Here is a 24,767-nt window from a genome sequence, read left to right as displayed (position 1 = left end):
GTTTTCTAAGCATGATTTTCGCGTAAGCAGTACCAAAACAGCCGTTCAGTGAATAGGGCGTAAACACTTAGAGATTAAAAGAACCTGCTATGGATGAACCAGTCAGTAAATCACAGAAAAAAAGAGAAGCCGATTTTTTGCAAAAAATGGGTGTAAAATTTATCGACTTAAGTTTGACCAAACTTGATTTACTTCCCTTACCAGAAAATTTGTATAAAGCCATTATCGAGGCAAAATCAATTAAAAGTCATGGTGCCAAAAGAAGACAAGCGCAATTAATTGGAAAATTGATGCGTGCCGCCGATTATGAAGAAATTTTGGCGGCTTATGAGCGGGTGCTTGAGGAAGACAGTGCAGTGACAGCATCTTTTCATGAGGTTGAGTATTGGCGTGATCGCTTAATCAACGAGGGTAAAGAAGCATTAACCGCATTTATTGAAGCGCATCAACCTGAAGACGTACAGCATTTAAGACAACTCATTAAAAAAGCAGTTGATGATCAGCAGAAAGAAAAAAATACAGGCGCTGCCAAGGCACTTTTCCGCTATTTGAGGTCATCCATAGAATGAAATATTCTCTATTTATCAGCTGTCCACGTGGGCTTGAGTATTTATTAGAAGAGGAATTAAAAGCTTTAGGCCTGTCGGTTACCCGGGTTAATCCACAAGGCGTCTATGGAGAGGCCAATTTATTGACCTTATACACCTTATGTCTCTGGTCAAGAATAGCCAATCGCATCCAATTAATTCTTTTTAGCGGATACGCCGGCAATGAACAATCTCTCCACCAACTGTGTACCGAATTTCATTGGCAGACGGTTTTTTCACAGGATAAAACCATTGCGATTGAATTTCATGGGTCTTCTGAACATATTCGTAATACTATGTATGGTGCTCAGGTAGTTAAGGATGGAATCGTCGATCATTTCCGACGATTGAATCATTCTCGTCCTTCTGTGGATAAGGAAAAACCACAAATTCTCATTCATGCCTATTTAAAAAATGACGTGGTCACGGTAAGTTTTGATCTTACTGGATACAGTTTGCATCAAAGAGGATATCGCCATAAAGCAGGTGCGGCTCCTTTAAAGGAAAATGTCGCTGCTGCGTTACTGATGCGCGCTAAATGGCCAGAGTTGGCTTCTAAAGGCTATGCCTTACATGATCCTTTTTGTGGCGCAGGCACATTAGTTATTGAGGCGGCTATGATGGCGGCACAGATTGCCCCTGGTTTATTGCGCCAAGATCAATCCTTGCAATATTGGGCACAACATCAATCCTCATTATGGGAAAAGATGCGGGTGGATGCCTTGAAGCAGGTTAAATCAATGCCATTGACTTTATTAGGTACGGATGCGGACCACAAAATAATTGCTATCGCACGTGCAAATGCTGAACGCGCTGGGGTGGCTCCATTGGTTGAGTTTAAAACGCAAGCATTAAAAGACGTTAAGGCATCAGCACAACAAGGATTAGTCGTATGTAACCCTCCTTATGGAGAGCGTCTCAGTGAGGCGACCCATTTGGTCCCGCTCTATCAGCAGCTCGGCAAAATTTTGCATGAACATTATCAAGGTTGGCAGGCAGCAGTTTTGACTTCTAATCCTATGCTGGCTAAGGCTTTAGGATTACGTGCCAACAAACAATACACCCTATATAACGGGGCGCTGGAGTGTAAGCTTTATTGTTTGGATATTCACGTTGCGAATGAGCTTAAAGGGAGCATGAGCAGTACTTTATCTGAAAGTGCACAAATGCTTTTTAATCGACTGGAAAAAAATTATCGTCATTTACAAAAATGGGCGAAAAAAAATCATATTTCCTGTTACCGAATCTATGATGCCGATTTACCTGAATACGCGTACGCTATTGATGTATATAATGATTATGCCGTGCTCCAGGAATATGCTGCTCCTGCTAGTGTTCCTGCCCATAAAGCAGAGAAACGTAGCCTGGAAGTGATGCAAGTTGTCCCCAAAGTATTAGAATTAGAACCTAATCATTTGGTAGTGAAGCAACGCAAACAACAAAAAGGAAGTGAGCAATACCAAAAGCTAGGGCAAAGTCGACAATCTATGATTGTTACAGAAGGCCAAGCTAAATTAAAAGTCAATTTATATGACTATCTGGATACCGGTTTATTTTTAGATCATCGTTTAATGCGCTTAAGCTTCGCCAAATTAAAACCAGGAACTCGGTTCCTCAATTGTTTTTGTTATACTGCCAGTGCCAGTGTTCATGCTGCTTTAGCGGGTGCATTGACAACTAATGTCGATCTTTCTAATACTTATTTACGCTGGGCTGAGGACAACTTCAAGCTCAATCATATTGATTTATCCAAACATCAGTTTCTGCAGTTTGATTGTCGGGAATGGTTGAAAGTCGCTCGCGATCGTTTTGATGTCATTTTTTTAGATCCCCCCAGTTTTTCCAATTCCAAACGCATGACGGATACCTTGGACATCCAACGCGATCATGTTGTTTTAGTGAACTCCGCCATGCGGTTATTAAATCCAGGTGGTGTTTTATATTTTTCTACTAACTTACGTCAATTTAAATTGGATCCTCTACTTAAAGAAAAATATTCAGTACAAGACATAAGCGCACAAACGATAGATCAGGACTTTAAACGCAATCAAAAAATTCATTATTGCTTTAAAATAATGATGCCGCAATTTGCTGAGACTTGAACGGATGACTCGTGTACAGGGAGTACATATGAAAAAGCAAAGAAAAAAGAAAAAAAGTATCCTAACCCCAGCTAATGTATACCAGCATATGCTGCGTAATGCTTTTTTTGGAATGCTTATGACCGCAGCCGCCCTTTTTATAGGAATGTTGGGATATCATCATTTGGAGCAAATGTCCTGGGTTGATTCATTTATGAATGCTTCGATGATTCTTTCAGGTATGGGGCCAGCATCCAATTTGGTAACATTTTCTGGTAAGGTTTTTGCTGGATGTTACGCCTTATTCAGTGGTTTGGCTTTTATTGCGATTATGGTGATTATACTTTCACCTCTGATTCATCAGTTTTTTCGTAAGATTCATTTGGAAAGCAAAACAATCTATTCTGATGAAAGTCAAAACTAAAAAATATCTTTAATTTTTTACGGAGTAGATTGAGCCTTGACCCAACAAAGGTCAAAATGCATTTTTAAATGTTGGACCAAGGCTCCAATCTACATATTAGAGTGTATCTTTTTCAGGGCCGTATATTTGTGCTTTTAACGATGACATCAAGCCGGCCATAAAAAAGAGTTCTGCAACTAAGTATAAAGGGGCAATGAACGCTTGGCATAAATTGTCCATGAAAGCGGGTTTCTTGCCCTCCAAATAATGGCCGTAAAATTGTAAGCCCCAACCCACTATAAAAAAAATGACAAATGACCAAACGCCTAATGTTGTGGGGCCGTCTTGGCTAAACCAATTGGCGATTAATAACAGGATGAGCATTATCGGCGTAAGCGCCAAAGATAATTGCCAATTTAAACGAAAATAATAAATTAAGGCAATCAACGTGCCTATACAGGCAAGGTTTGTAGCAAAAACCCCAGGCATAATTATTTTTATAAAACCCAACAGGATCATTACAGACAAGATGATGATGGGGACGCCTGCCATGTGCGTGTAGCGTGTCTGAATGTTCTGATGATATGCGGCGTAAAATTGCGCTTGTTCAATAAAGGATTTCATTTTATAAATTTTCTGATGGAAGTCCTTAAAACATAGCACATTATCTTAAAAAAAGCAGTTGGACTTATTGGTAAGGTGATGATGTTTTGTCGCCGGATTAGCGCAGCGTAATTCGGATTTTTTGTTCTATCCATAGGATCATGCAGCGCCAATTCGGGTTTACTCTGGTTATGCAGTACTCTTTTACTTATCAAAAGAGTATGTTCCTACAATATAAAGAACATTGCCATTGGTTGATGATCCAGGAACATAGGCAGCTTTGAGAGAAAGTTTTTTATAAAACACTCCAGCCCATGGCACGGCTCCTGGAAAAGGAATGTTGTGTAGAATATCAGGACGTGCTGTAACTAAAATAGAAAATCCCAAACCTGCCTTAAAATCTTTAGTCAGATTTGCTACTTTCAAATAGGCATATCCTGCAGTTGGTTCTAGATTACGGTGAGAGTCTAGGAACGCAAAGGCGTACAGACCGTGCCAATTCCCCTTCTCGTCAAAAAAGCCTTTGCCAAATCCGCCTCCCCATGCAAGCTCGTTGTATTTTTTTTCTCGAAGCCGTTCGGCAGAATAGGTAAAGCGGTTATGCCAAGCATAGCCAGAAAGATAAAGATCCGTATTTCCCTCAGTCCATACCTGATGCAGGCGATGGCAAAAAGGTTTAAATAATGGAAGCCAATATTTACATCCTTTAGGTTCGTTGCTTGTCAAAGCCACTTTATCGTTTTCTTGCTCTTTTTGAGTTACAGATGAAGAAGAAATTACGGAGGGATTACTACTGTACGTATTAAAAGAAAACAGTGTTAACAGACCAATAATGATCATTCGTAAGGTAAAGTTTTTCATTTAATTTAAACCTAAGCGAGATCTATACTACAAAATATAAATTTTGATCAGGGTTTCCTATTCTGATTTGGCAGCATTCTTGCTTATTTATATAGAATTATGAGTTTCAAAACGGTGAGCATACCATGGACTTGTTTCGTAAAAAAGAGATCAATGCATCAGTGGGGGAATCCCAGCTTACTAAATGTCTGACGGCTTTTGATCTCACTCTTTTAGGTATTGGAGCCATTATCGGTGCTGGTATTTTTATTTTGACGGGAATTGTCGCGGCAAGAGATGCAGGACCAGGGGTTATTTTTTCTTATGTATTGGCTGGATTTGCTTGCATTTTCTCCGCTTTATCCTACGCGGAGCTGGCTGCATCTATAGGTGGATGTGGTAGTGCTTATGGATATGCTTATGCCGGTTTTGGTGAGCTAATTGCCTGGATTGTGGGTTGGGACTTGTTGTTGGAATATGCCATTTCTGTTTCTGCAGTTTCTGTAGGTTGGAGCAGTTATGCAAATGATTTTTTGATGGCGATAAAAATAAATCTTCCTAAAGTATTTTTACATGGTCCGTTAGAGGGTGGTATCTTTAACTTATTAGCCTGTACGATCATTGCGACGTTAACTGCTTTATTAATTTGGGGGGTTAAATCAAGCTCCCGAGTCAATAATATTATGGTGATGATCAAACTTTTTGTGGTCCTTCTTTTTATTGTGATCGCTGCAGGAGAAGTGCACCCGGCCAATTGGTCACCATTTTTACCTTTTGGTTGGGAGGGCGTAATTAAAGGCGCCTCATTAATATTTTTTGCTTATATTGGATTTGATGCGGTATCTACAGCTGCTGAAGAAGCGATCAACCCCCAACGCGATTTGCCTATAGGAATAATCGGTTCATTATTTATTTGTACCGTTTTATATATTATCGTTTCCGGATTATTAACAGGTATTGCGCACTACAGTACGCTCAATGTTGCATCTCCAATTAGTCATGCTTTATTAGTTTTAGGTTATAAATCCGTAGCCAGCCTGATCAGTGTCGGTGCTATAGCAGGATTGACTACCGTCATGTTGGTATTATTTTATGGTTTAACACGCGTTATGTTAGCCATGACGCGTGATGGTTTATTACCTAGGCTTTTTTCCAAAACAAATCCAACGACTCACACCCCCATACGAATTATTTTATTGTGCGGTGTTTTAATGGCATCACTGGCTGCTTTTATTCCTATGGATATTTTGGCTGAGCTGGTGAATGTAGGTACTTTATTTGCGTTTTTTATAGTCTGTGCTGGCGTATTGTTTTTACATTATAAAAAGCCAGAAATGCACCGTCCGTTCAAAACCCCCGCGATGCCCTATGTGCCTATTTTAGGGATGGCAACCTGTCTTTATTTAATCATTCATTTGCCCTCAATTACCTTAATCCGTTTTGTGATTTGGATGGTGGTTGGTTTGGTAATTTATTTTGCCTTTAGTTACAGCCATAGCAATTTGAGAAAAAAATAGGTAAGTATTCAGATTCGTTGCATCAGTTAAGAAATCTTCTCTCCCACACGTGGAAGCGGTTTTTTTGATGGCGGTGGAGCTTGCTCTTCTTAAATATGACTCAATGTCAATGCGGCAGATATTATTCCTGCTGCAGGAATTGTAATGAGCCAGGAAAAGAAAATTCTTTTAAGAACATGCCAATGGGTTCCAACAATTCCGTTAGTTAAACCTACTCCTGCAATTGCTCCGGTTACGGTATGGGTGGTGGAGACGGGGACCCCACATTGAGTCGCAATAAAAAGCGAAACGGCCGCGCCAGTTTCAGCAGCACAGCCCTTCATGGTATCCAGTTTTGTAATTTTGGTACCCATCGTACGTACGATGCGCCATCCTCCTGCCAGTGTTCCAAGACTAATGGCTGCCTGGCATGAAATAACTACCCAATAGGGAACATAAAATGGACCTTCAATCCATGCTGATGAAAACAGCAATATTGAAATGATACCCATGGTCTTTTGTCCGTCATTACTCCCATGGGTCAAGCTAAGTAGTGCTGAAGAACACAGCTGAAATCCTTTAAAGAGTTTCAGTTCAGTTTTCGTTTTCTGATGTAATAAGAGATTAAAAAAATAGGTCACAAGCAGCGCAATGCATAATCCAAACGCCGGCGAAATAAAAATTCCACCAATCACTTTGACAAAACCGGATATTTTTAGCGATGAAAATCCTCCTTTGGCTATTGCCGCACCAGCTAGTCCGCCAATAAGTGCATGAGTTGAGCTTGATGGAAGTCCATAATACCAAGTGACAAGATTCCAAAAGATAGCGCCGACCAATGCTGCTAAAATAAAATGTGCATCGACAAAATCAGTATTAATCAGTCCATTACCGATGGTTTTTGCTACGGTTAAATTAAAAACTAAAAAAGCGATGAAATTGAAAAAAGCAGCCCATAATACGGCTTGTTTAGGGGTCAAAACTTTGGTAGTAACAATCGTCGCTATAGAATTTGCTGCATCATGGAAGCCATTGATAAAGTCAAAGGCATAGGCAATTAAGATAACAAAAAGTGTGAATAAAATGGCCGAGTCCATATCTAATAGTTCCTTGCGCCATAGCTTTATCTAGTCTAATTTCTAGAAATTCAACCACTTAATTGCGGATTCCGCTCCGTTTCATCAGACTATTATACATAGTAACTGCTTTTAGTCATTAATTTTGAAACAGCACGCATTAACTGTTTCACGACATAGGGAAGTTCAATACCCCCAGCCTTCAACGCAGTTGCTGCATGTTGCTCTTCATCCTCTTTCATTTGAATGAGAATTGCGTGCGATTTTTTATCGTGCTCGGGTAATTTATCTAAATGCCGTTGGAGATGAGTAGAGACTTGTCGCTCGGTTTCTGCAACAAAGCCTAAGCTGATTTTATCTCCGGCCAAGCCCGCAACTGCACCTAAAATCATCGAGCCGCCATACCAAAAAGGATTTAAGATGCTTGGTTTTGAATCCAATTCCGCCAATCGCGCTTCACACCAGGCCAAATGATCCGTTTCTTCAGCCGCGGCATCGCTCATTTGCTGTTTTATATGCGTTAGTTGTGCCGTTAAAGCCTGGCCTTGATAAAGTGCCTGTGCGCAAACTTCCCCCGCATGATTAACGCGCATGAGACCGGCAATATGTTTCTTTTCTTGTATAGAAAGGTTCGTGTCGTTAAGTTGTTCTGCAGGAGAGGGACGAGCACTCATTCTCTGTGCTGGAGGAAATAATGTACGCAGTGCATTATCCACTTCGGCTATTAGTGTATCAAGTGTGGTCATAGGAAACATGGCTTTTACAAAAATTTTGGACTTTTATCTATCATATCCTGAAGATTGGGCTTCCTGCCAGAATTTTTAGAGGTTTCTGAGTCGAGCCTGCCAAAACTGGTGTTTAACATGTCACTTGAATCACGCACCGCTATGTCACTTGAATTAGGCGCCGCTATCTCAAGGAATTCATCATCATCATCAAGATCATTACCTTGGGCATCTCTTGCTCTCATATGGGCATCTACATTACTTGTTTCAGGGATTTTAGCACAATCATGCTGCTCCTCAGCTTGATTCTCCTCAGGATAAATGGTTTTGCGACCGAGTAAATGCAGGACACCTATAGACAAGGCTCCTGTCGCTAAAGAGAGTGTTGCTCCAGTAGCCGCGGAAATCGATACGCCTATTAAAGAAAATAACTGGGCAAAGGGGTAGGCCAGGGTTGTAAGCATGGATAATGCTCCAGGCCCCATGGTTGGCATAAGTGCTGCGACGATAGGTGGGGCGAATACTGCGAGAGTCGCTATTATTCCGCCAATAAAACATACTGAGGCTAAAGCGCTGAGATATCCTAAAGCAGGATGAATTTTATGAGCTGCCTTAAAGCTGACTATAGGTGAGGTAATGGTCCTAAGCAGATAGCTTGCAGCCTTAAACAGCCCTTGTAGTCCAATGGCGCTAAGCAGCAAAACACTGCGTATGCTCTGGGTTATTCCATTCGTTGGCGCCCAGGATAGGAGCTGATTTTTTAAAAAAGAGGATGTTTCACTCAGCAAATTAAGTGGGAACTCAAGAGCAAGTGACAGCAAATTAGTTAATGGGCTGGTAATAAACTTGAGTGTGATAAAATAAGCGATTTTAGAGCCTTTTGCCTGTGATGGCCAACCCATAAAATAGTGCCCAAAATGATAATTATTTCGTTCATCTTCATTAACAAGAGGCAAAAAAGTATCCTGCCAGGCCTTTTTTAAAAAAGAAAAAATGGAGGTTTCGGAGACTTTGGGGGCTTGTTGATCATGAAGTTCTTTTGCGGAAGTGGTTACGGGAGCTATTAATGCATCTAAAAGCCGTTCATTACTTGGAGCGAAATTGGCGTCCTCCTCAAGAAAATCGGCTAAAGTTTTGATGAGATGCCCCGTATGATAACCGCAAGTAATGCCATCAAAAAATGATTGTGTCCCCAAAGAATAATAGCAGGCTGATTTGATTTGCGGAGCATTAAAATGGCTTAAGTCAACCGTTTGTTCTGTACTTGCCAATGGGTTTAGGGCATGTAATAAACTGCTTGCAATACCGGTAAGGGTATTGCTGGATGGCTCGCGTGAAAAAAAACGCTCAGGATTGCTGAATTTGGAGTCATAGACTTTAGGTTGTGCTCCGTTTGGGGGAAGATGCATGGTGACAATATGTTGTTCGGTAGCTCCTTGGCCCACCACTCCAAACAAGATATGCTTTTGGGTTAAATCATTTCTCGTATCAAGAAATGCAAAAAATGTTGCAAGTGATTCAATGGGTATTGAGTCATGCACAATAATCACATTACTGCGGTGTTCTAGAGTGAGGTCTAACGCTGAAGCTTTGGTTTCAACCCGCCCTGAAGCGGCTTTAAATAAAAACGGATAGACAATATTACTAAGACGAAAATAGCCAGCCATATTAACCTTGAGTCTATATAACCTACTTAATTATACACTGTTCACTATTAACGCAACCTTAAATGCTTGCGTAATAAGGCTTAATAATCTTTGTTCCGGGCAAAAAACAAATATAACTAAGAAAGATCAGAAATAACTCACTAATTTAAAACGTCAGCTCAGTTATTCAACCATTTCTAAGGAATTGCTCCTTAATACCTCAGCGCAACGCCTTTGCAACACCTTGTTGGATAATCCAGCCTCAACTTGATCTCTAATTAGACATTTAAGTTGACGTACTCTATGATTATAAATAGAACTTAACGGTTAAGTTGTTGTCATTTTGTGGGGCATGAGAAGAGCCATACCCTGAGCAGTGACATGTCGCCTTGGGTTTTGAGCATCTATCGAATGTTATCACTTTCGACGAGGTACGCTGTTTTCTAGCAACAGGTTACATACCTCTATGTATTTCAGATGTTTGATGGCTTTGGTGTCAGACCCAAACTACTTGGATACTTGAGTGAAGAGGCCGCTATGAGAAGAAGTTTCTTTAAACTGGGAGAACTAACTGGAAAAGGAGCTGCGTTTAGAGGAGCGGTATTAAGCCAAACAGCCCAATCTGCAGGGTTACTTACAAACTATCCCTATAGGTCCACTGTGGAGCAGGATATCGGGCATGCTGAGTTATTGAGGAGTTTACCAGTAGGAGAAGGTATTATTTATCGAGGTACAGCAGGTACAGATGAAATAGTGGAGATAATGCGATCTGGTGAAATGGGTACTGGGGAATATACGAGAAGAGAATCAAATTTAGAAATTCCCGAGTTTATTGAGATGAATAATAGTAGTTGTCTTCTCTCTGCTTCTCCTTGCCCTTATACAGTTCAAGACTATGCTGAAGGCCTATCTGTTCTACCTGCCAAAGGATATATTATTGTGATGGGTATGCCCAAAGTATTTATTCGTCCTCAATTAGTATTACATCTCGATAGAGAAATTTATGAGGAATACGCACGATTGAAAAATGAAAGAGAGGATCAATCGGTGCGGACAAGTTATAAGTCTATTGTTGATACAGCGCAAACAAACAATGAGGTGACAATGATTTTGGGAACTGGTGGACAAGATAATTGGAGACCAGAAATTGGTACTGATGTCATGAGAGTTGTTGAGATTACCGCTCCTGGTAAAATTCTAGGGAAGTTTATGGCTGCTAAAAAGGTTCACAGTCGAACGATTGATAATGAGGAGTATGTTCGGCGGCCTTGGGCTATAGAAATTGTAACTACCAGGCATTCAGGTGCTCCTGATTTTAAATCTGCCTATGAGCGAATGAATCATCGCGCTGATGAACTAGGTCTGATGACTCTCTCCACTTCTGAGAGAAGGTTGCTGACGATTGAGGATGCTGAGGCAATCATGAGATCAGGTATACTCGAAGAGTTTGCACAAAATTATACTTCGGAGAAAACAGTTGTATTTAGAGAGGTGCCAAAGGAAATTCCTATAGGGAATGCAGAGGCATTAGCTCAATTCCTTGTTCCTGAACTTAAATCGCAATCTACCTTGCAGGAAATGATGCGAGCAGAAAGCCCCACCCATTTTTAACAGAATGTACTATCTGTCCAGCACAAGGTCGGGCCAAGGCGCGGCCTTGGTTAATCATTTATAAATTTGTTATTGTTGAATCCAATCTTGTACCGCTGTTATGGTTTCCTGATGCACCTGGAGAAATTGTTGGTACAGGGTTTGTGGGTAAATTTTCGGATGGTGTTGGAAATGTCGTTCCAAAGCTTCGCATGCATGGCGCATGCGGATGGTGCCACAATAAAGGGCACTGCTTTTCATCTTATGGGTAATTTTATGAATTTCAATGAGATCTTGCTTTTCCCACGCTTGTGTTGTTTTTATCAAATCTTTGACATTTTCTTCAATGAATAGAGGCATTATTTTTTTGAGTGCCGTTTCTGAGCCTAGATTATTTATACCGTGAGTCAAATCAAACAATGGATACTCATCAATTGGCAGCATGGATTCAAATTTTGTGGTGGGTAAATCGTCAGTTTGAACCGTGCTGTAGTGCGCCAAAAATTCCTCCAGCATGTTGCTTCGCAAGGGTTTAGTAATTACTCGATTCATCCCCGCTTGCAAACACTCATTTTCTACATCAGCTACCGCATGGGCGGTCAAACCAATGATCGGAGTTGGGGGTTGATTATTGTTTTGTTCATGCGCACGAAATTGTTTTGCCAGGTGTATCCCCGTAGTATCAGGCAGACCAATATCAGTTAATACCCAATCAAAAGTATGTGATTGAAATAACGCCAGCGCTTTGCTCCCCGTCGATGCAGATAAAAAGCGGATACCCAATTGTTGCAAAAGATTCTCTAACATTTTTAATGCAATCGCATTATCTTCAATCAGCAGTACAAGAGGTGAGTGACCTGTATTTGCTAGAGGATTGTTTTGCATGGTGATGGTGGATAGGGGCGGTTGAGGTTGATTTGCCGGTTTTTCCGCAATGTGTACGGGGATTGTCAGTGTAAACGTAGTTCCTGTATGGAAGGTTGAGTCCACACGTATTTTTCCTTTTAATAATTGAGTATAGCGTTTCACTATATGCAAGCCCACACCATGACCTGAGTAAATCCCTTGATCGGTAGGCGTTGCACGATAAAAGCGTTTGAAAATCTTGTTTTTATCTTTAGGCTTAATGCCAGGCCCGGTATCTTTGACAAAAAACTCCAGGAATGTTTTTCCATGACTGTGCGACTTTGGCTTGACTCCTATCTCAACAAAACCCTTTTCCGTAAATTTAACCGCATTCCCTAATAGATTTAATAAAATCCGATGAAGTTTTACCTCATCTGTAGCTACCCATTCTGGGGTATTGATATCAATAGTGACTATTAAGTTTAAATTTTTTAGTGTGATGGTGGGAAATTCGAGTTCGGTGATGCTGCGAATCAAATCATGGACATTGCATACCGATTCATTAATTACATTTTCTTGTTGGCTGCCTGCAGCGATAATATCGAGTACTCCGTTAAGCAGTGCTAAGAGATGCTCTCCACTGATATTAATCATGCGTGCATGTTCTTTTTCTCGAGCAGTTTGAGCTTCTTGCTCCAGAATGCTCGACATGCCAATAATCCCACTTAAAGGGGTACGAATATCATGACTCATGTGACGGATGAACTCATCTTTAGCTCGGTTCGCTGCTTCTGCTTTGTCTTTAGCCTTCATGAGTTCGGTTTCGATTTTTTTTAGATAAGTGATGTCGATGGTATTGCCAACTATGCCAACAATCTTTCCTGATTTATCTAATAAAGGCCTTTTAGTAGAAAGCAAAATGACTTCTTCGCCAGAAGGTAACATTGTTTTTTCTTCTCGGGACAATTCAACATTTTTTTCGATTACTTCAAGATCATTCGCCCGAAATAGATCCGCAGTTTGTTTACTAAATAGCTCATAATCGGTTTTACCAATCACTTCATTTTCATTGCACTCCTTGATAAATTTCATATGGTGTAGGCTTTCAATACACCGTTGATTTATTCCCGCCCATACTCCCTGTAAATCTTTCCAATAGATGTCTCCAGGCAAGGCATCAAGTAGTTTTTTCAATTGAGTGCATTGTGCTTCCAAATGATTGACTTTCTTTTGCAATGTATTGATTGTTTTTTCTAAATCGGCTACTAAATTCGTCGAATTGGAAGTTTCTTTTTTTGCCATCTTTTTCCATTATCAATAATAATTTTTAAATTTAGCGTATATTGGTCACTCAGTTCTAAAAAACACGAATTATCCTGTATTTTAGAGCTTGGTCAATCAAGTTAATTGAAATAGAAGTAACTTGTATTTTTAAGCATAGCATAGATAAATACTTCTCTTGCTTTCTATTTGCAGCTACCTTGGATAAAGTGGCAAAGTTTTGCGCAATCGATATTGTAGAATTCTTATTGATTCAGCTGCTCTTAAAGTTGATGCTCTGTTTTATTTGTATTCTGTTATAATGGGCAAAGTTTAATATTCGGTGACATTATGTTAACTCCTGATGGACATTGTGCTAATAAAATTGAAAAAGTAATGCTGTTGGCGCTCTGGGCAAATACTTTAAGAGATGAAATTCAAACACAAGGTTTATCCGATACAAAAAAATTAATCTTTGCCGGTCTAGGAAAACCAACTTATCCCATTAATTCTCAGACTATTGCATCGTATCTCTCTTATTGGCAAAGATTAGATGATTTAACTAAAAAATGGCGATTAGAGCCTCATGGAGTTGATGAAGATATAGCGATTGATTATGGAGATCCTCGGGGAGACTATGCACCACGAAAATTAATGGCTGATGTCATGTCGCGTTGGTACGCGACAGAAATTAAAGCAGAAAACGTCTTATTTACGGTGGGTGGTATTGGCGCGCTGCGGGTATTATTTGAAACCTTTAATACGCATTATGAGGATGTGCCAGGATATCGAATTATTACCCCTTTCCCATATTATAGTGCGTATTCAAACAATCCATCGCACTGTTTGCATCCTATTCATGTGATGGATGAGCCTGGGTACAAACTCACAGCGCAAGCAGTGGAGGACAGTATTCAAGAGGCGTATACAGCCGCTGAAATGGACCATGGCTGGCCAAAAGCTGTATTGATTTGCAATCCATCCAATCCTTTGGGAAACATCATTGATGAAGACGAGTTAATAAAAATTGCTGATGTTTTGCGCCATTATCCTGATTTGTACATCATTTTTGATGAAGCGTATACGGAGATGAGCTTTTTAGAAATGCCCTCTTTTTTAAAAATTGCCCCTGATCTGAAAGAACGGGTAATCATTTTACGTTCAGCAACTAAAGCCCTCTCTGCAGCAGGGGAACGCATGGCCGTTCTTTTAGTATTTGAATCCAGTTTGATGAATGAAATGCTCAATAAAAACATAAGCTATTTTATTCATGCACCACGCTCAGCACAAGCAGCCTACGCCGAAACGATGGTTAATTTCGGGGCTGAGGAAAAAAAGAGTATTGCGAGTTTCTATAAGAAAAAGGTCGATTATGTCGTTGACCGCTTAAAAGCTATGGGCGCTGCCATGCCCGATCCCTTATATCAGGTAGAAGCCACTTTTTATGTTCTTGCTGACTTTAGTGATATGTTCGGTTTGCCTTTGCCAAAGGAGGCGGCGCGAGTTCTGCAGAAAACAGGGATGGTCAAAACAGATGAAGAATTGGCTTATTATTTGTTGTTCCAAGATAACCTGATGATTACCCCTTTATCTTATTTTGGCTTGTCAAAACATGACGGTTTTATGCGCATTACGTGCAGTGGTCGAGAAAATGAATTGCTCGATTTAATGAATCGATTGGAGGGAAGGTTATTTGAGTCAAGAAAAAATAAAAAAAATATGCTTCTCGAAAAAATAAAGCAAAGACTTCCGGAGTTAGAAAAAATCGATACTCATATGTTTGATTTAATTTGTCAGAAGTTGCAAGCCGGAACTATGGAAGAAGATACCTGTTTGAATTTAAAATCCAAGAATCAAGCCCTAAGAAAAATTTATGATACGATAATCGATTTTTTTGAAATCATGAAGCATGAAGTTTATTAATTGAAGAGTCAAAAGAAGCGGAGCTCTGATTATGGGAGCTCCGCTTATCCCGATCTTAGGATCTGAGTAGACGATTAGTTATTAACAAATTGATTGATCGTTAGAGTTAATCGATTAACTAATTCTTCTATTTCTGCTTCGTTAATGATTAATGGGGGTAAAAGTCGAACTACCGTATCTGCGGTAACATTAAACAATATGCCATTGGCAAGTCCCAATAAACGAGCGTCAATAGCTGGTCGGTCCAGTTCAATGCCAATCATATAGCCTTTACCGCGAATCCCTTTCACACTTGGATGTTCTCCAAGATTTTTGATTAATTTTTCCATTAACAGGGCGCTGTTTTTGGTGACCTTTTCACAAATTTTATCGCGCTCTATGACTTCCAATACTGTTAAAGCGGTAGCACAAGCCAGGGGATTGCCACCAAAAGTCGAGCCATGATTTCCTGGTTTAAATAAATCTTTTGCTCGTTTACTCATCAGACAGGCACCAATAGGGACGCCGTTACCCAGACCTTTAGCAGTTGTAAGGACATCAGGTTGAATGTCATAGTGCATGTAGGTAAAAAGCTTTCCAGTACGGCCATTTCCAGTTTGGATTTCATCCAAAATAAGCATCCAGTCGTGTTGATCACAGAGCTTAGCTAGGGCGCGAAGGTAGCTCTCTTCTGCAGCATAAATTCCACCTTCACCTTGGATAGGTTCAAGCATCACCGCAACCACATCTTCTCGATTTGCGGCAATCGTGTTAATGGCATCCAAATCATTAAACGGTGCGCGAATAAACCCGGGGACCAAGGGCTCAAAACCGGCTTGCACTTTACGGCTTCCAGAAGCAGTTAAAGTTGCCATGGTACGACCATGAAAAGCTCTTTCCATAACAATAATTGAAGGAGTTTCTATTCCTTTTTTATGACCAAAAAGACGAGTCAATTTAATGGCTGCTTCATTTGCTTCAGCACCGGAGTTAGCAAAAAAAGCTTGCTCCATTCCCGTCATGGCTGTCAGCTTTTCAGCAAGTAATTCTTGTTGTTTGATATGAAACGTATTGGAGGTATGAATGAGTTTAGCTGCTTGTTGCTGTATGGTTTTTGTCACATCAGGATGGGCGTGTCCTAACCCACAAACTGCTATCCCGCTTAAGGCATCAAGATAAGCCTTTCCTTGTTCGTCATACAACCAAACTCCTTCTCCATGGGTAAAAGTTATTGGCATAGGATTGTAACTTGTAATTAGAGCCATAATATTTTCCTTAAAACTGAAGGATGTCCACTACTCAAAAATTATCTCTCCCATTTAAGAGAGAGATAGTGAGGGTGCCATTATAGCCACAACTTTCTTTGCTTGGGTATAGGTAAAGACCCCCTCAGTAAAAAAGAAGGTGCTTATTTTAGATTACTGGCTACAAAATCCCAATTGACTAAAGCCCAGAAAGCAGAAACGTAGTCAGGACGTGCATTGCGATAGTCAATATAATAAGCATGCTCCCATACATCGCAAGTCATTAATGCGGTTAAACCTTCCGTCATCGGAGTGCCTGCATTACTGGTGCTGATTATTTTTAAAGCCCCCGCATTGTCTTGAACAAGCCAGGCCCAGCCAGAGCCAAAAGTTGTGATTGCAGTTTGGGTGAATAGCTCTTTAAATTTACTGAAAGATTCAAAATGCTTATTAATTGCTTCAGCTAACTTACCTTTAGGCTCACCACCACCATTGGGACTGAGGCAATGCCAATAGAATGTGTGATTCCAAACTTGTGCGGCATTATTAAATATCCCGCCCTTTGATTTTTTAATGATCTCTTCCAGGTCCATGGATTCAAATTCGGTCCCAGGAATTAGTTTATTCAAATTGGTAACGTAGGCTTGATGATGTTTGCCATAATGATACTCTAAGGTTTCACTGGATATATGAGGTTCTAAGGCATTCTTAGCGTACGGTAATTCAGGCAATGTAAATGTCATCCTAATCTCCTATTATTTTATTCTGCTTATTTTATTCTGCTGGTAAGTGTAGCAGGAAGGACATGATATTCAATGAAGAATAACCATAATACTTAAAAAAGCAAACAAGGACCATAACTACTAGTGGTGCTGCAATAAAAGAGCATGTTCACTGTCCATTTATATCGAATTTTTTGGTTATTAATAGATCAAATGGGGCATTAGTTGGCTTTTGGGCTAGGATCTGTTAATCTATTGTGCTAAAAATTTATTGGTTGCGGGCTTAACCGGTTTTCGCGATAATGGGCGTAATTAATTTTATTATTTAAGGTGTGTGTGTGGATACTTTAGAAAAAATTAAAAAGCAAATAGCAGAAAATGCCATCCTGCTTTATATGAAAGGATCGCCAAAAATGCCACAATGTGGATTTTCTGCGCGTGCGGTACAATGTATTGAATCATGTGGTGTCGATTTCGCTTATGTAGATGTTCTTGCTAATCCTGACATCCGCCAAACATTACCACAGTATTCTGATTGGCCCACCTTTCCACAACTCTATGTGAAGGGGGAATTAATCGGGGGGTCTGATATCATTGCCGAGCTTTTTCAACAAGGTGAATTAGAAACCATGCTGCGTGATGCAATTACTGCATAATAATGAGTCAATGCCATAAATAATAACTATAATGATGGAGATCATAGAATGAGTGTATTAGTGGGACGAAAAGCCCCTGATTTTACCGTAGCGGCTATTATGCCTAACGGTGACATTATGGATAAATTTAATTTACACGAGCATTTAAAAGGTAAGTATGGCCTCGTGTTTTTTTATCCTCTTGATTTTACTTTTGTATGTCCTTCTGAATTGATTGCTTTAGATCATCGAATCGATGAGTTCAAAAGTCGTAATGTTGAGGTGGTCGCTGTTTCTATTGACTCACACTTTACTCATAATGCATACAGAAATACTCCAATTAATAAGGGAGGCATAGGTCCTGTTCGCTTCACTATGGCTGCTGACATGACCCATAGTATTTGCCAATCTTATGGAGTTGAGCATCCAGCTGCAGGTGTTGCATTCCGAGGCGCATTTATTATTGATACGAATGGCGTAGTTCGCTCACAAATCGTTAATGATTTGCCTATTGGTCGTAACATGGATGAAATCATAAGACTCATTGATGCGGTACAGCACTTTGAAGAAAATGGTGAAGTTTGTCCTGCGGGTTGGCAAAAAGGTAAAGCGGGTATGAAGGCATCTACTGACGGTGTTGCTGCCTATTTAGCAGAGCATTCAGAAAACCTATAATTAGAGTATCAAGAACCTCCTCTTCTGCTTGTAGGAGAGGGGGCAAGAGTGAGGGAGCATTAAGTACAATTAGCACCCTCATTTGTCCTTACGGGCATCTTCTCCCTACGGGGAGAAGGACATTCCATAACTGCATCCCTGGTTGAAAAACTTTATCGAGAATTTGAATCGAATCATCCCTTACTGCATTTAGTTGCAGTTTCTTGCATCATTTTCCACATATTGGCCATATGACAAAACAAATCAGCAGTTTTTTCTGCGTCATAAATTGCTGAGTGCGCTTCTTGAGCATTAAAATGAATTTTTGCTGCCTGAGCTGCTTTGGCTAATACCGTTTGTCCATAAATGAATCCCCCCAATGTCGCTGTATCAAAACAAGTAAAGGCGTGGAATGGCGATTTAACACCGGTTCTTTTTATTGCTTCCTTTATAAATAACAAATCAAACCATGCATTATGGCCGACCAGCACAGCGCGTTGGCATTGAGTTTTTTTAAGTGCAGCAAAAATAGGCTGAAATAAATTTTCTAACGCAATTTTCTCATCAATAGCAAAACGCAGGGGTTGATAAGGATCAATTTGATTGAATTCCAGAGATTTTTGATCTAATTCAGCACCAGGGAAAGGCAAAATATGCTCAAAATAACTTTCTCCACGGTGAAAATTACCTTGTTCATCCATCCAAATAAATACAATACACATTTCGAGTAATGCATTTTTATAGGGATCGACTCCGGCTGTTTCTACGTCAACGACTACAGGTAAAAAACCACGAAATCGTTCTTTTAGATTAAGGCAAGGCAAACTATCGTACGGGTTCATGAATACTCCATTGAATGGTTTCACCCGCAGCAATTGGGACAACTTGACTTGAGCCGAAAGGCAGATGGCTCGGTATCGTTTGTGGCGATTTAACTAATTCAATGGTCTGCTGATTGGGGGGTAATTGATAGAATTCGGCACCGAAACGACTGAGAAAGTTGTTGAGTTGTGTTAACTGGTTCAGCTCCTCAAACACTTGTGTATATAAAGCAACAGCGAATGGAGCAGAATAAATTCCTGCACAGCCACAGGCAGTTTCCTTAGCACTGACACTATGTGGGGCACTGTCTGTGCCGGCAAAAAACTTTGGATTACCACTGCAGGCGGCCTTCTGTAATGCTTTTTGATCCTTTTCATGTTTCAAAATAGGTAAGCAGTAATAATGCGGTCTGACTCCGCCCACGAGCAATTTATTGCGATTGTATAATAAGTGATGCGGTGTAATCGTCGCGGCAACAGTTGCTGGTGCTTCAGTCACAAATTCGACTGCTGCTTGGGTCGATATATGCTCAAGAACAATACGTAACTTGGGAAAATTCTTTACTATGGGTTTTAAATACTCATCAATGAATAAAGACTCGCGTTCAAAAATATCGCTGTGCGTTACTTCCCCATGAATTTGCAGTACCAAGTTACTCTTTTGTAAGGTTTCAAAAAGGGGATAAAGATCGTTTAGGGATGCTGCCCCTGCTTCAGAATTAGTTGTCGCTCCGGCGGGATAAAGTTTTGCACCGAGAATATAAGGAATATGTGCTGCTTGATGTAATTCGTCGGCGCTCACAGAGTCATTCAGATAAAAAGTCATATAAGGTTCAAAATTCGTGCCTTTAGGAATGGCAGTTAGAATTCTATTTCTATATGAATTAATGGAAGATAATGTAGTGAGAGCCGGTTTAAGATTCGGCATAATTAACGCACGAGCAAAGTGTTGTGCACTATCTGCCACAGTATGTTGTAACATCTCATTATCTCTAAGATGGACATGCCAATCATCAGGACGATTAATTATTAATGTTTGCATAGTAAAGATTCCTGCGTTCTTGCCGATAACTAAGGATAACATGAAATCAGTGGCAGGAATGAATAAAAGATGGCATTTGTGGATCACAAAGGACAATTTCTAACATGTGTTGCGTTGAGCGCCATGCTTACAATAAGTACAGCATATCCAATGACACAAGTTCATTTTGCAAATCCCTTAGGGGCAAAGGGATGGCGCGTAAGCCGTAATCCACTTCGCTGTGGTCTATCTCTTACCATTCCAAATTATGGGATCGCGTATTTTGAACAATATGCAACTAAATCACCGCATTTTATCTTACGTACTTGGGATGAAGTCCAGCGATATTTACCAGCAAAACTGATTATAAAAGCGCCTATGTGGAAGCCATCAGGACCTATCGCTTTAGCGGGGAAATTAATAGTTAAACCGGGTGAATACGGTATTTATCTGCGACGGGACTCAACTTTAAAGTTGCTGACCTTTTTATTACAAGGTTATGAACCCAATTTCATTTACCGTGGCGAAACAGGATTTAGTACCACAGTTGCCTTATCCCCAATTGGATTTCAGAAACCTTATTCCCGTTATCAAGAATGTATTGGAAATCTATTACCATTTGATTACCAACACATAAGAGAAAGTGTGTTCCATTATAAAGAAGATGATAGAGAGTTAACGGACGCATATAAAAATCAATTGCGTCGTATTGCCCGCTATGTAGATGCAGACCCTCAAATACACGAAATAAGAGTAGTGGGTTATGCTGATGGGAATGGTCGTAAGGGTTATAACAATGCAATATCTGAAGACAGGGCAAGGGTCGTTAAAAAGTATCTATTACAACTGGGTGTTCCTAAAGAAAAGCTCCATGTGACTTGGGTTGGTGAGCTTTATCCTATCGCTAGAAATGATACTGATGCAGGCCGAGCAGCAAACCGAAGAGTCGAGATCACACTCATCAAGAAATAGATGTGAAAAATTATATTTAAACTATTTATAAGTGATTTTATTAAAATAATGGTTGCAAGTTATAATTTATTCTCTATATTACTATCCTTAGCATTTCATTTTAAGTCCAAACTTTATTAGTTAGTGCTACAGAGGATGACTATCAGCATGACGATCTAAAGAAATACCATGCTGCTCAAAAAAAATATTCAATGAGCAAAAAAGACATATCTCATTGAAAAATATTAATTTTTTTTATTAAATCTTCTTGACTTATTTCATTCCACTGCTAATACTCACACTGTTGCATGCATCGACCTGAAGCGACGAAGGCATGCTAATGACAACTCCTAGTAGAGAGTTATCAATAGAAATAGGAAACAATAATAATTTATGCGGAGACATAAGCATGTTAAGTTTAAAGAAAACAACTTTAGCTATTTTAGCTTTGGGCAGCAGTTCACTATTTGCTGGTACCATGGGGCCAGTTTGTACTCCAGGTAACGTTACAGTTCCATGCCCAAGTACTGGATGGAACGTTGGTGGACAAGCTCTTGTTTTACAAGTAATGACTGATAACAACATTTCTTTAGATTTGGATGCTACCCCAACTGGTGCTTCTCTGGACACTGATTTGTCTGCACAATGGGACTGGGGTTTCCAAATTGAAGGTTCTTACCACTTCAACACTGGTAATGACATTACTTTAACTTGGTATCATTTAGATACTGGTTGGAATAACCACGAGTTCAATCCAGCATTTGACCCTGATTTATTAGTTGGTTTTGGTCACAAAAACAGATGGGATGCGGTTAACGGTGAAATGGGTCAATTCGTTGACTTCAGCGCTAACAAGAAAATCCGTTTCCACGGTGGTTTCCAATTCGCTAGCATCAAGAGAAGCGTTCACGCATTTGCATTTGAAGCTCCTGAAGCTGTCGAAGGAGAAGCAGGCGTTGATGTAGGCTTCGAAGGTAGCACTCAGTACAACGGTTTTGGTCCACGTACTGGTATCGACATGAACTACGTATTCGGTAACGGTTTTGGTATTTATGCTAAAGCAGCTACTGCAATATTAGTTGGTACAGCGAAACACGGATATGATTTTGATACTTTTGATCCTGCTACTGGCTTGGAAGTGTTTGATTTCGATGTTAGCGGAAACAGAACTGCGATTGTTCCAGAATTAGAAGCTAAGTTAGGTGCTAGCTATGACTATGCAATGGCACAAGGCGACCTGATTCTTGACGCTGGTTACATGTGGTTTAACTACTTCCATGCGTTAAATGCAACCGTTCTGCCTGTAACTGCTACTGATTTTGGCGCCGCTGGTCCTTATTTTGGTCTGAAGTATATAGGAAACGTTTAATTCGCTATCGTTTTAATAAATTTAATCAATACTGTTGACTTTATGAAAGTCCGGTTAGATAATTGAGCAAGGTACGCTCTCGGTATAGAGCGAATATGCGTACCGTTGCTCAATATTAAAATTGGTAACGAACGGAAATAATAATAAAAAGTGGAGATAAGCATGTTAAATTTGAAAAAAACAGCGTTAGCTGTTCTTGCTTTAGGTAGCAGTGCAGTATTCGCTGGTACCATGGGCCCAGTTTGCACCCCAGGTAATGTTACTGTTCCTTGCCCAAGCAGTGCATGGGATATCGGTGGACAAGCTCTTGTTTTACAAGTAATGACTGATAACAACATTTCTTTAGATTTGGATGCTACCCCAACTGGTGCTTCTCTGGACACTGATTTGTCTGCACAATGGGACTGGGGTTTCCAAATTGAAGGTTCTTACCACTTCAACACTGGTAATGACATTACTTTAACTTGGTATCATTTAGATACTGGTTGGAATAACCACGAGTTCAATCCAGCATTTGACCCTGATTTATTAGTTGGTTTTGGTCACAAAAACAGATGGGATGCGGTTAACGGTGAAATGGGTCAATTCGTTGACTTCAGCGCTAACAAGAAAATCCGTTTCCACGGTGGTTTCCAATTCGCTAGCATCAAGAGAAGCGTTCACGCATTTGCATTTGAAGCTCCTGAAGCTGTCGAAGGAGAAGCAGGCGTTGATGTAGGCTTCGAAGGTAGCACTCAGTACAACGGTTTTGGTCCACGTACTGGTATCGACATGAACTACGTATTCGGTAACGGTTTTGGTATTTATGCTAAAGCAGCTACTGCAATATTAGTTGGTACAGCGAAACACGGATATGATTTTGATACTTTTGATCCTGCTACTGGCTTGGAAGTGTTTGATTTCGATGTTAGCGGAAACAGAACTGCGATTGTTCCAGAATTAGAAGCTAAATTAGGTGCTAACTACACTTATGCAATGGCTCAAGGTGATTTAACTCTGGATGCTGGTTACATGTGGTTTAACTACTTCCATGCATTGAATGCAACCGTATTGCCAGTTACTGCAACTGATTTCGGTGCTGCTGGTCCTTACTTCGGTCTGAAGTATGTTGGAAATGTTTAATTTCTTAATTGATTAAGATCTTATAAAAGCCCGTCATTAATGATGGGCTTTTTTTTTCTAATGGAGTATTCATGTTTAAGAAAGCAACTATATCTGTATTAGGATTGGTAGCAAGCGTAGCTACTGCAGGTAGCATGGGTCCAGCATGCACCCCAAGTAATGTTACCGTTCCATGTATAACAAATCTCTGGGACTTTGGTGCACAAGCGCTTTATTTAAGATCAATTTATGGTCCTGCCAAATCCGTAGAATTTGGTGCATTGCCACAAAATAAAGAAATTAAAAATGATTGGAATTGGGGCTATCGTTTAGAAGGGTCTTATCATTTTAACACTGGAAATGATATAACAATTAACTGGATGCATTTTAGTACATCCATTGATCCAACAGATTTTTTAGGTGTTCTTGCGATCCCTGTAATAGGCATACCGGCAATTCCGGCTCCCTTTGAATTAATTAGTCGTAATAGAATAGACCAAGTTAACGTGGTTATGGGGCAGTACACCGATCTTAGCATAAGAGACAAGATGCGGTTCTATGCGGGTTTACAATATGCGAATATTGAATCGACATCTAAAAACTACTACATAACCGAGGAAATTCCATTTATTGGAAGCAATCCATTTTCCAAATTCGACAATACTGATTACAAAGGTATCGGACCAGTTCTCGGAATTGATTACTCCTATTACATTACGAATTCACTTAGCCTAACCGCAAACGGAGCAGGCTCCATCCTCATTGGAACCAATAAGTATCATGCTGGTTTTGTCGTATCACCGACTGAGGCTATTGTAGAACAAGTGTTTTTCCGCAAAAAAGGGGTAGTTCCAAGCCTTGAAGCAAAACTTGGGGTGAATTATGCACATACTACACCAATAGGTGTGGCAAATATTCAAGCAGGCTATCAAGTGGTCAATTACTTTAACGTGCTACAAGAGCAATTATTCCCCAATTTAGTTGGTCCTGTTCGTCCAGTTGATTATGGAGTTTTTGGTCCCTATTTTGGTCTGAAATTAATTGGTAATGCCTAAAATTGCGTCAATTCCCTAATTTATCACAGTCATTCAATTGAAACCCATACATACGCTATGGGTTTTTTTTACACAAATCATTGAGTTGCAAAATTTAAGCAAATTTGTGAAAAATAAGCTAGCCACTCCTTGTTTACCA

22 protein-coding genes are annotated in these 24,767 nt (G+C 40.0%); 12 read left to right on the top strand and 10 right to left on the bottom strand.

Annotation, left to right across the window (positions count from 1 at the left end; genetic code table 11):
- Nucleotides 1-89: 89 nt before the first annotated feature.
- From yjgA to ACF8MK_RS04830, 3 genes are read left to right on the top strand one after another with little or no spacing between them, the layout of a single operon-like run.
- The gene (gene yjgA, locus ACF8MK_RS04840; RefSeq protein ID WP_265705085.1) at nt 90-569 is read left to right on the top strand and encodes a ribosome biogenesis factor YjgA; all 480 of its coding nucleotides are present in this window, start codon (nt 90-92) and stop codon (nt 567-569) included.
- On the top strand, nt 566-2,689 hold the full coding sequence (gene rlmKL / locus ACF8MK_RS04835) for a bifunctional 23S rRNA (guanine(2069)-N(7))-methyltransferase RlmK/23S rRNA (guanine(2445)-N(2))-methyltransferase RlmL (protein ID WP_392538404.1): 2,124 nt from the start codon (nt 566-568) through the stop codon (nt 2,687-2,689). The genes yjgA and rlmKL overlap by 4 nt, the downstream gene beginning before the upstream one ends.
- 28 nt (nt 2,690-2,717) lie before the next feature.
- Nucleotides 2,718-3,092, top strand: a complete 375-nt coding sequence (locus ACF8MK_RS04830) for a hypothetical protein (RefSeq protein ID WP_392538403.1) — start codon at nt 2,718-2,720, stop codon at nt 3,090-3,092.
- A gap of 96 nt (nt 3,093-3,188) precedes the next feature.
- Here the strand turns inward: ACF8MK_RS04830 and ACF8MK_RS04825 are convergent, their stop codons facing one another.
- Nucleotides 3,189-3,695 carry a DUF962 domain-containing protein gene (locus ACF8MK_RS04825; RefSeq protein ID WP_392538402.1) on the bottom strand — a complete coding sequence of 169 codons (507 nt, stop codon included), beginning with the start codon at nt 3,693-3,695 and terminating at the stop codon, nt 3,189-3,191.
- Nucleotides 3,696-3,878: 183 nt separating this feature from the next.
- Entirely contained in the window at nt 3,879-4,535 is a 657-nt protein-coding gene (gene pagP, locus ACF8MK_RS04820; RefSeq protein ID WP_392538401.1) for a lipid IV(A) palmitoyltransferase PagP, read from the bottom strand.
- Between the two features lie 125 nt (nt 4,536-4,660).
- Here pagP and ACF8MK_RS04815 point away from each other — a divergent pair, with 125 nt between their 5' ends.
- Nucleotides 4,661-6,031, top strand: coding sequence for an amino acid permease (locus ACF8MK_RS04815; RefSeq protein WP_392538400.1), 1,371 nt, complete (start codon nt 4,661-4,663; stop codon nt 6,029-6,031).
- 89 nt (nt 6,032-6,120) lie between these two features.
- On the opposite strand, the gene ACF8MK_RS04810 is transcribed toward ACF8MK_RS04815, so the two are convergent.
- From ACF8MK_RS04810 to ACF8MK_RS04800, 3 genes are all read right to left on the bottom strand, one after another.
- Entirely contained in the window at nt 6,121-7,107 is a 987-nt protein-coding gene (locus ACF8MK_RS04810) for an anion permease (RefSeq protein WP_392538399.1), read from the bottom strand.
- Between the two features lie 92 nt (nt 7,108-7,199).
- Nucleotides 7,200-7,832 carry a 2-polyprenyl-3-methyl-6-methoxy-1,4-benzoquinone monooxygenase gene (gene coq7 / locus ACF8MK_RS04805; protein WP_392538398.1) on the bottom strand — a complete coding sequence of 211 codons (633 nt, stop codon included), beginning with the start codon at nt 7,830-7,832 and terminating at the stop codon, nt 7,200-7,202.
- Nucleotides 7,833-7,846: 14 nt separating this feature from the next.
- A complete protein-coding gene (locus tag ACF8MK_RS04800; RefSeq protein WP_392538397.1) occupies nt 7,847-9,478 on the bottom strand; it encodes a hypothetical protein in 1,632 nt (543 codons plus the stop codon).
- A gap of 516 nt (nt 9,479-9,994) precedes the next feature.
- Between ACF8MK_RS04800 and ACF8MK_RS04795 the strand changes: the two genes are divergently transcribed.
- Entirely contained in the window at nt 9,995-11,068 is a 1,074-nt protein-coding gene (locus tag ACF8MK_RS04795; RefSeq protein ID WP_392538396.1) for a hypothetical protein, read from the top strand.
- Nucleotides 11,069-11,137: 69 nt separating this feature from the next.
- Here the strand turns inward: ACF8MK_RS04795 and ACF8MK_RS04790 are convergent, their stop codons facing one another.
- Entirely contained in the window at nt 11,138-13,195 is a 2,058-nt protein-coding gene (locus ACF8MK_RS04790) for an ATP-binding protein (RefSeq protein ID WP_392538395.1), read from the bottom strand.
- A 309-nt stretch (nt 13,196-13,504) separates the two neighbouring features.
- On the opposite strand from ACF8MK_RS04790, the gene ACF8MK_RS04785 reads away from it, so the two are divergent.
- Nucleotides 13,505-15,076: a pyridoxal phosphate-dependent aminotransferase gene (locus ACF8MK_RS04785; protein WP_392538394.1), complete on the top strand. Its 1,572-nt coding sequence runs from the start codon at nt 13,505-13,507 to the stop codon at nt 15,074-15,076.
- A 74-nt stretch (nt 15,077-15,150) separates the two neighbouring features.
- Here ACF8MK_RS04785 and ACF8MK_RS04780 read toward each other — a convergent pair whose 3' ends face one another.
- Together ACF8MK_RS04780 and sodB are read right to left on the bottom strand one after the other, a co-directional pair.
- The gene (locus ACF8MK_RS04780; protein ID WP_265705097.1) at nt 15,151-16,320 is read right to left on the bottom strand and encodes an aspartate aminotransferase family protein; all 1,170 of its coding nucleotides are present in this window, start codon (nt 16,318-16,320) and stop codon (nt 15,151-15,153) included.
- A gap of 143 nt (nt 16,321-16,463) precedes the next feature.
- Nucleotides 16,464-17,042, bottom strand: coding sequence for a superoxide dismutase [Fe] (gene sodB, locus ACF8MK_RS04775; RefSeq protein WP_392538393.1), 579 nt, complete (start codon nt 17,040-17,042; stop codon nt 16,464-16,466).
- Between the two features lie 317 nt (nt 17,043-17,359).
- On the opposite strand from sodB, the gene grxD reads away from it, so the two are divergent.
- Complete coding sequence (grxD, locus tag ACF8MK_RS04770) at nt 17,360-17,677, top strand: Grx4 family monothiol glutaredoxin (RefSeq protein ID WP_265705099.1); 318 nt, start codon at nt 17,360-17,362, stop codon at nt 17,675-17,677.
- Nucleotides 17,678-17,725: 48 nt separating this feature from the next.
- Entirely contained in the window at nt 17,726-18,331 is a 606-nt protein-coding gene (locus ACF8MK_RS04765; protein WP_392538392.1) for a peroxiredoxin, read from the top strand.
- Nucleotides 18,332-18,504: 173 nt separating this feature from the next.
- Here ACF8MK_RS04765 and rnt read toward each other — a convergent pair whose 3' ends face one another.
- Nucleotides 18,505-19,152: a ribonuclease T gene (gene rnt / locus ACF8MK_RS04760; RefSeq protein ID WP_392538391.1), complete on the bottom strand. Its 648-nt coding sequence runs from the start codon at nt 19,150-19,152 to the stop codon at nt 18,505-18,507.
- Nucleotides 19,136-20,173 carry a dihydroorotase gene (gene pyrC / locus ACF8MK_RS04755; protein WP_392538390.1) on the bottom strand — a complete coding sequence of 346 codons (1,038 nt, stop codon included), beginning with the start codon at nt 20,171-20,173 and terminating at the stop codon, nt 19,136-19,138. The genes rnt and pyrC overlap by 17 nt, the downstream gene beginning before the upstream one ends.
- A 69-nt stretch (nt 20,174-20,242) precedes the next feature.
- Between pyrC and ACF8MK_RS04750 the strand changes: the two genes are divergently transcribed.
- From ACF8MK_RS04750 to ACF8MK_RS04735, 4 genes are all read left to right on the top strand, one after another.
- Complete coding sequence (locus ACF8MK_RS04750) at nt 20,243-21,124, top strand: OmpA family protein (RefSeq protein ID WP_392538389.1); 882 nt, start codon at nt 20,243-20,245, stop codon at nt 21,122-21,124.
- Nucleotides 21,125-21,512: 388 nt separating this feature from the next.
- The gene (locus tag ACF8MK_RS04745; protein WP_392538388.1) at nt 21,513-22,472 is read left to right on the top strand and encodes an Lpg1974 family pore-forming outer membrane protein; all 960 of its coding nucleotides are present in this window, start codon (nt 21,513-21,515) and stop codon (nt 22,470-22,472) included.
- Between the two features lie 162 nt (nt 22,473-22,634).
- On the top strand, nt 22,635-23,594 hold the full coding sequence (locus ACF8MK_RS04740) for an Lpg1974 family pore-forming outer membrane protein (protein WP_392538387.1): 960 nt from the start codon (nt 22,635-22,637) through the stop codon (nt 23,592-23,594).
- Between the two features lie 71 nt (nt 23,595-23,665).
- Nucleotides 23,666-24,628, top strand: a complete 963-nt coding sequence (locus ACF8MK_RS04735; RefSeq protein WP_392538386.1) for an Lpg1974 family pore-forming outer membrane protein — start codon at nt 23,666-23,668, stop codon at nt 24,626-24,628.
- Nucleotides 24,629-24,767 lie beyond the last annotated feature (139 nt).

This window comes from Legionella sp. 227, assembly GCF_043161935.1.
Lineage (GTDB): Bacteria > Pseudomonadota > Gammaproteobacteria > Legionellales > Legionellaceae > Legionella > Legionella sheltonii.
The sequence above is the reverse complement of the archived record's forward strand: the minus strand, read 5'-3'. Positions and strand labels throughout refer to the sequence as shown.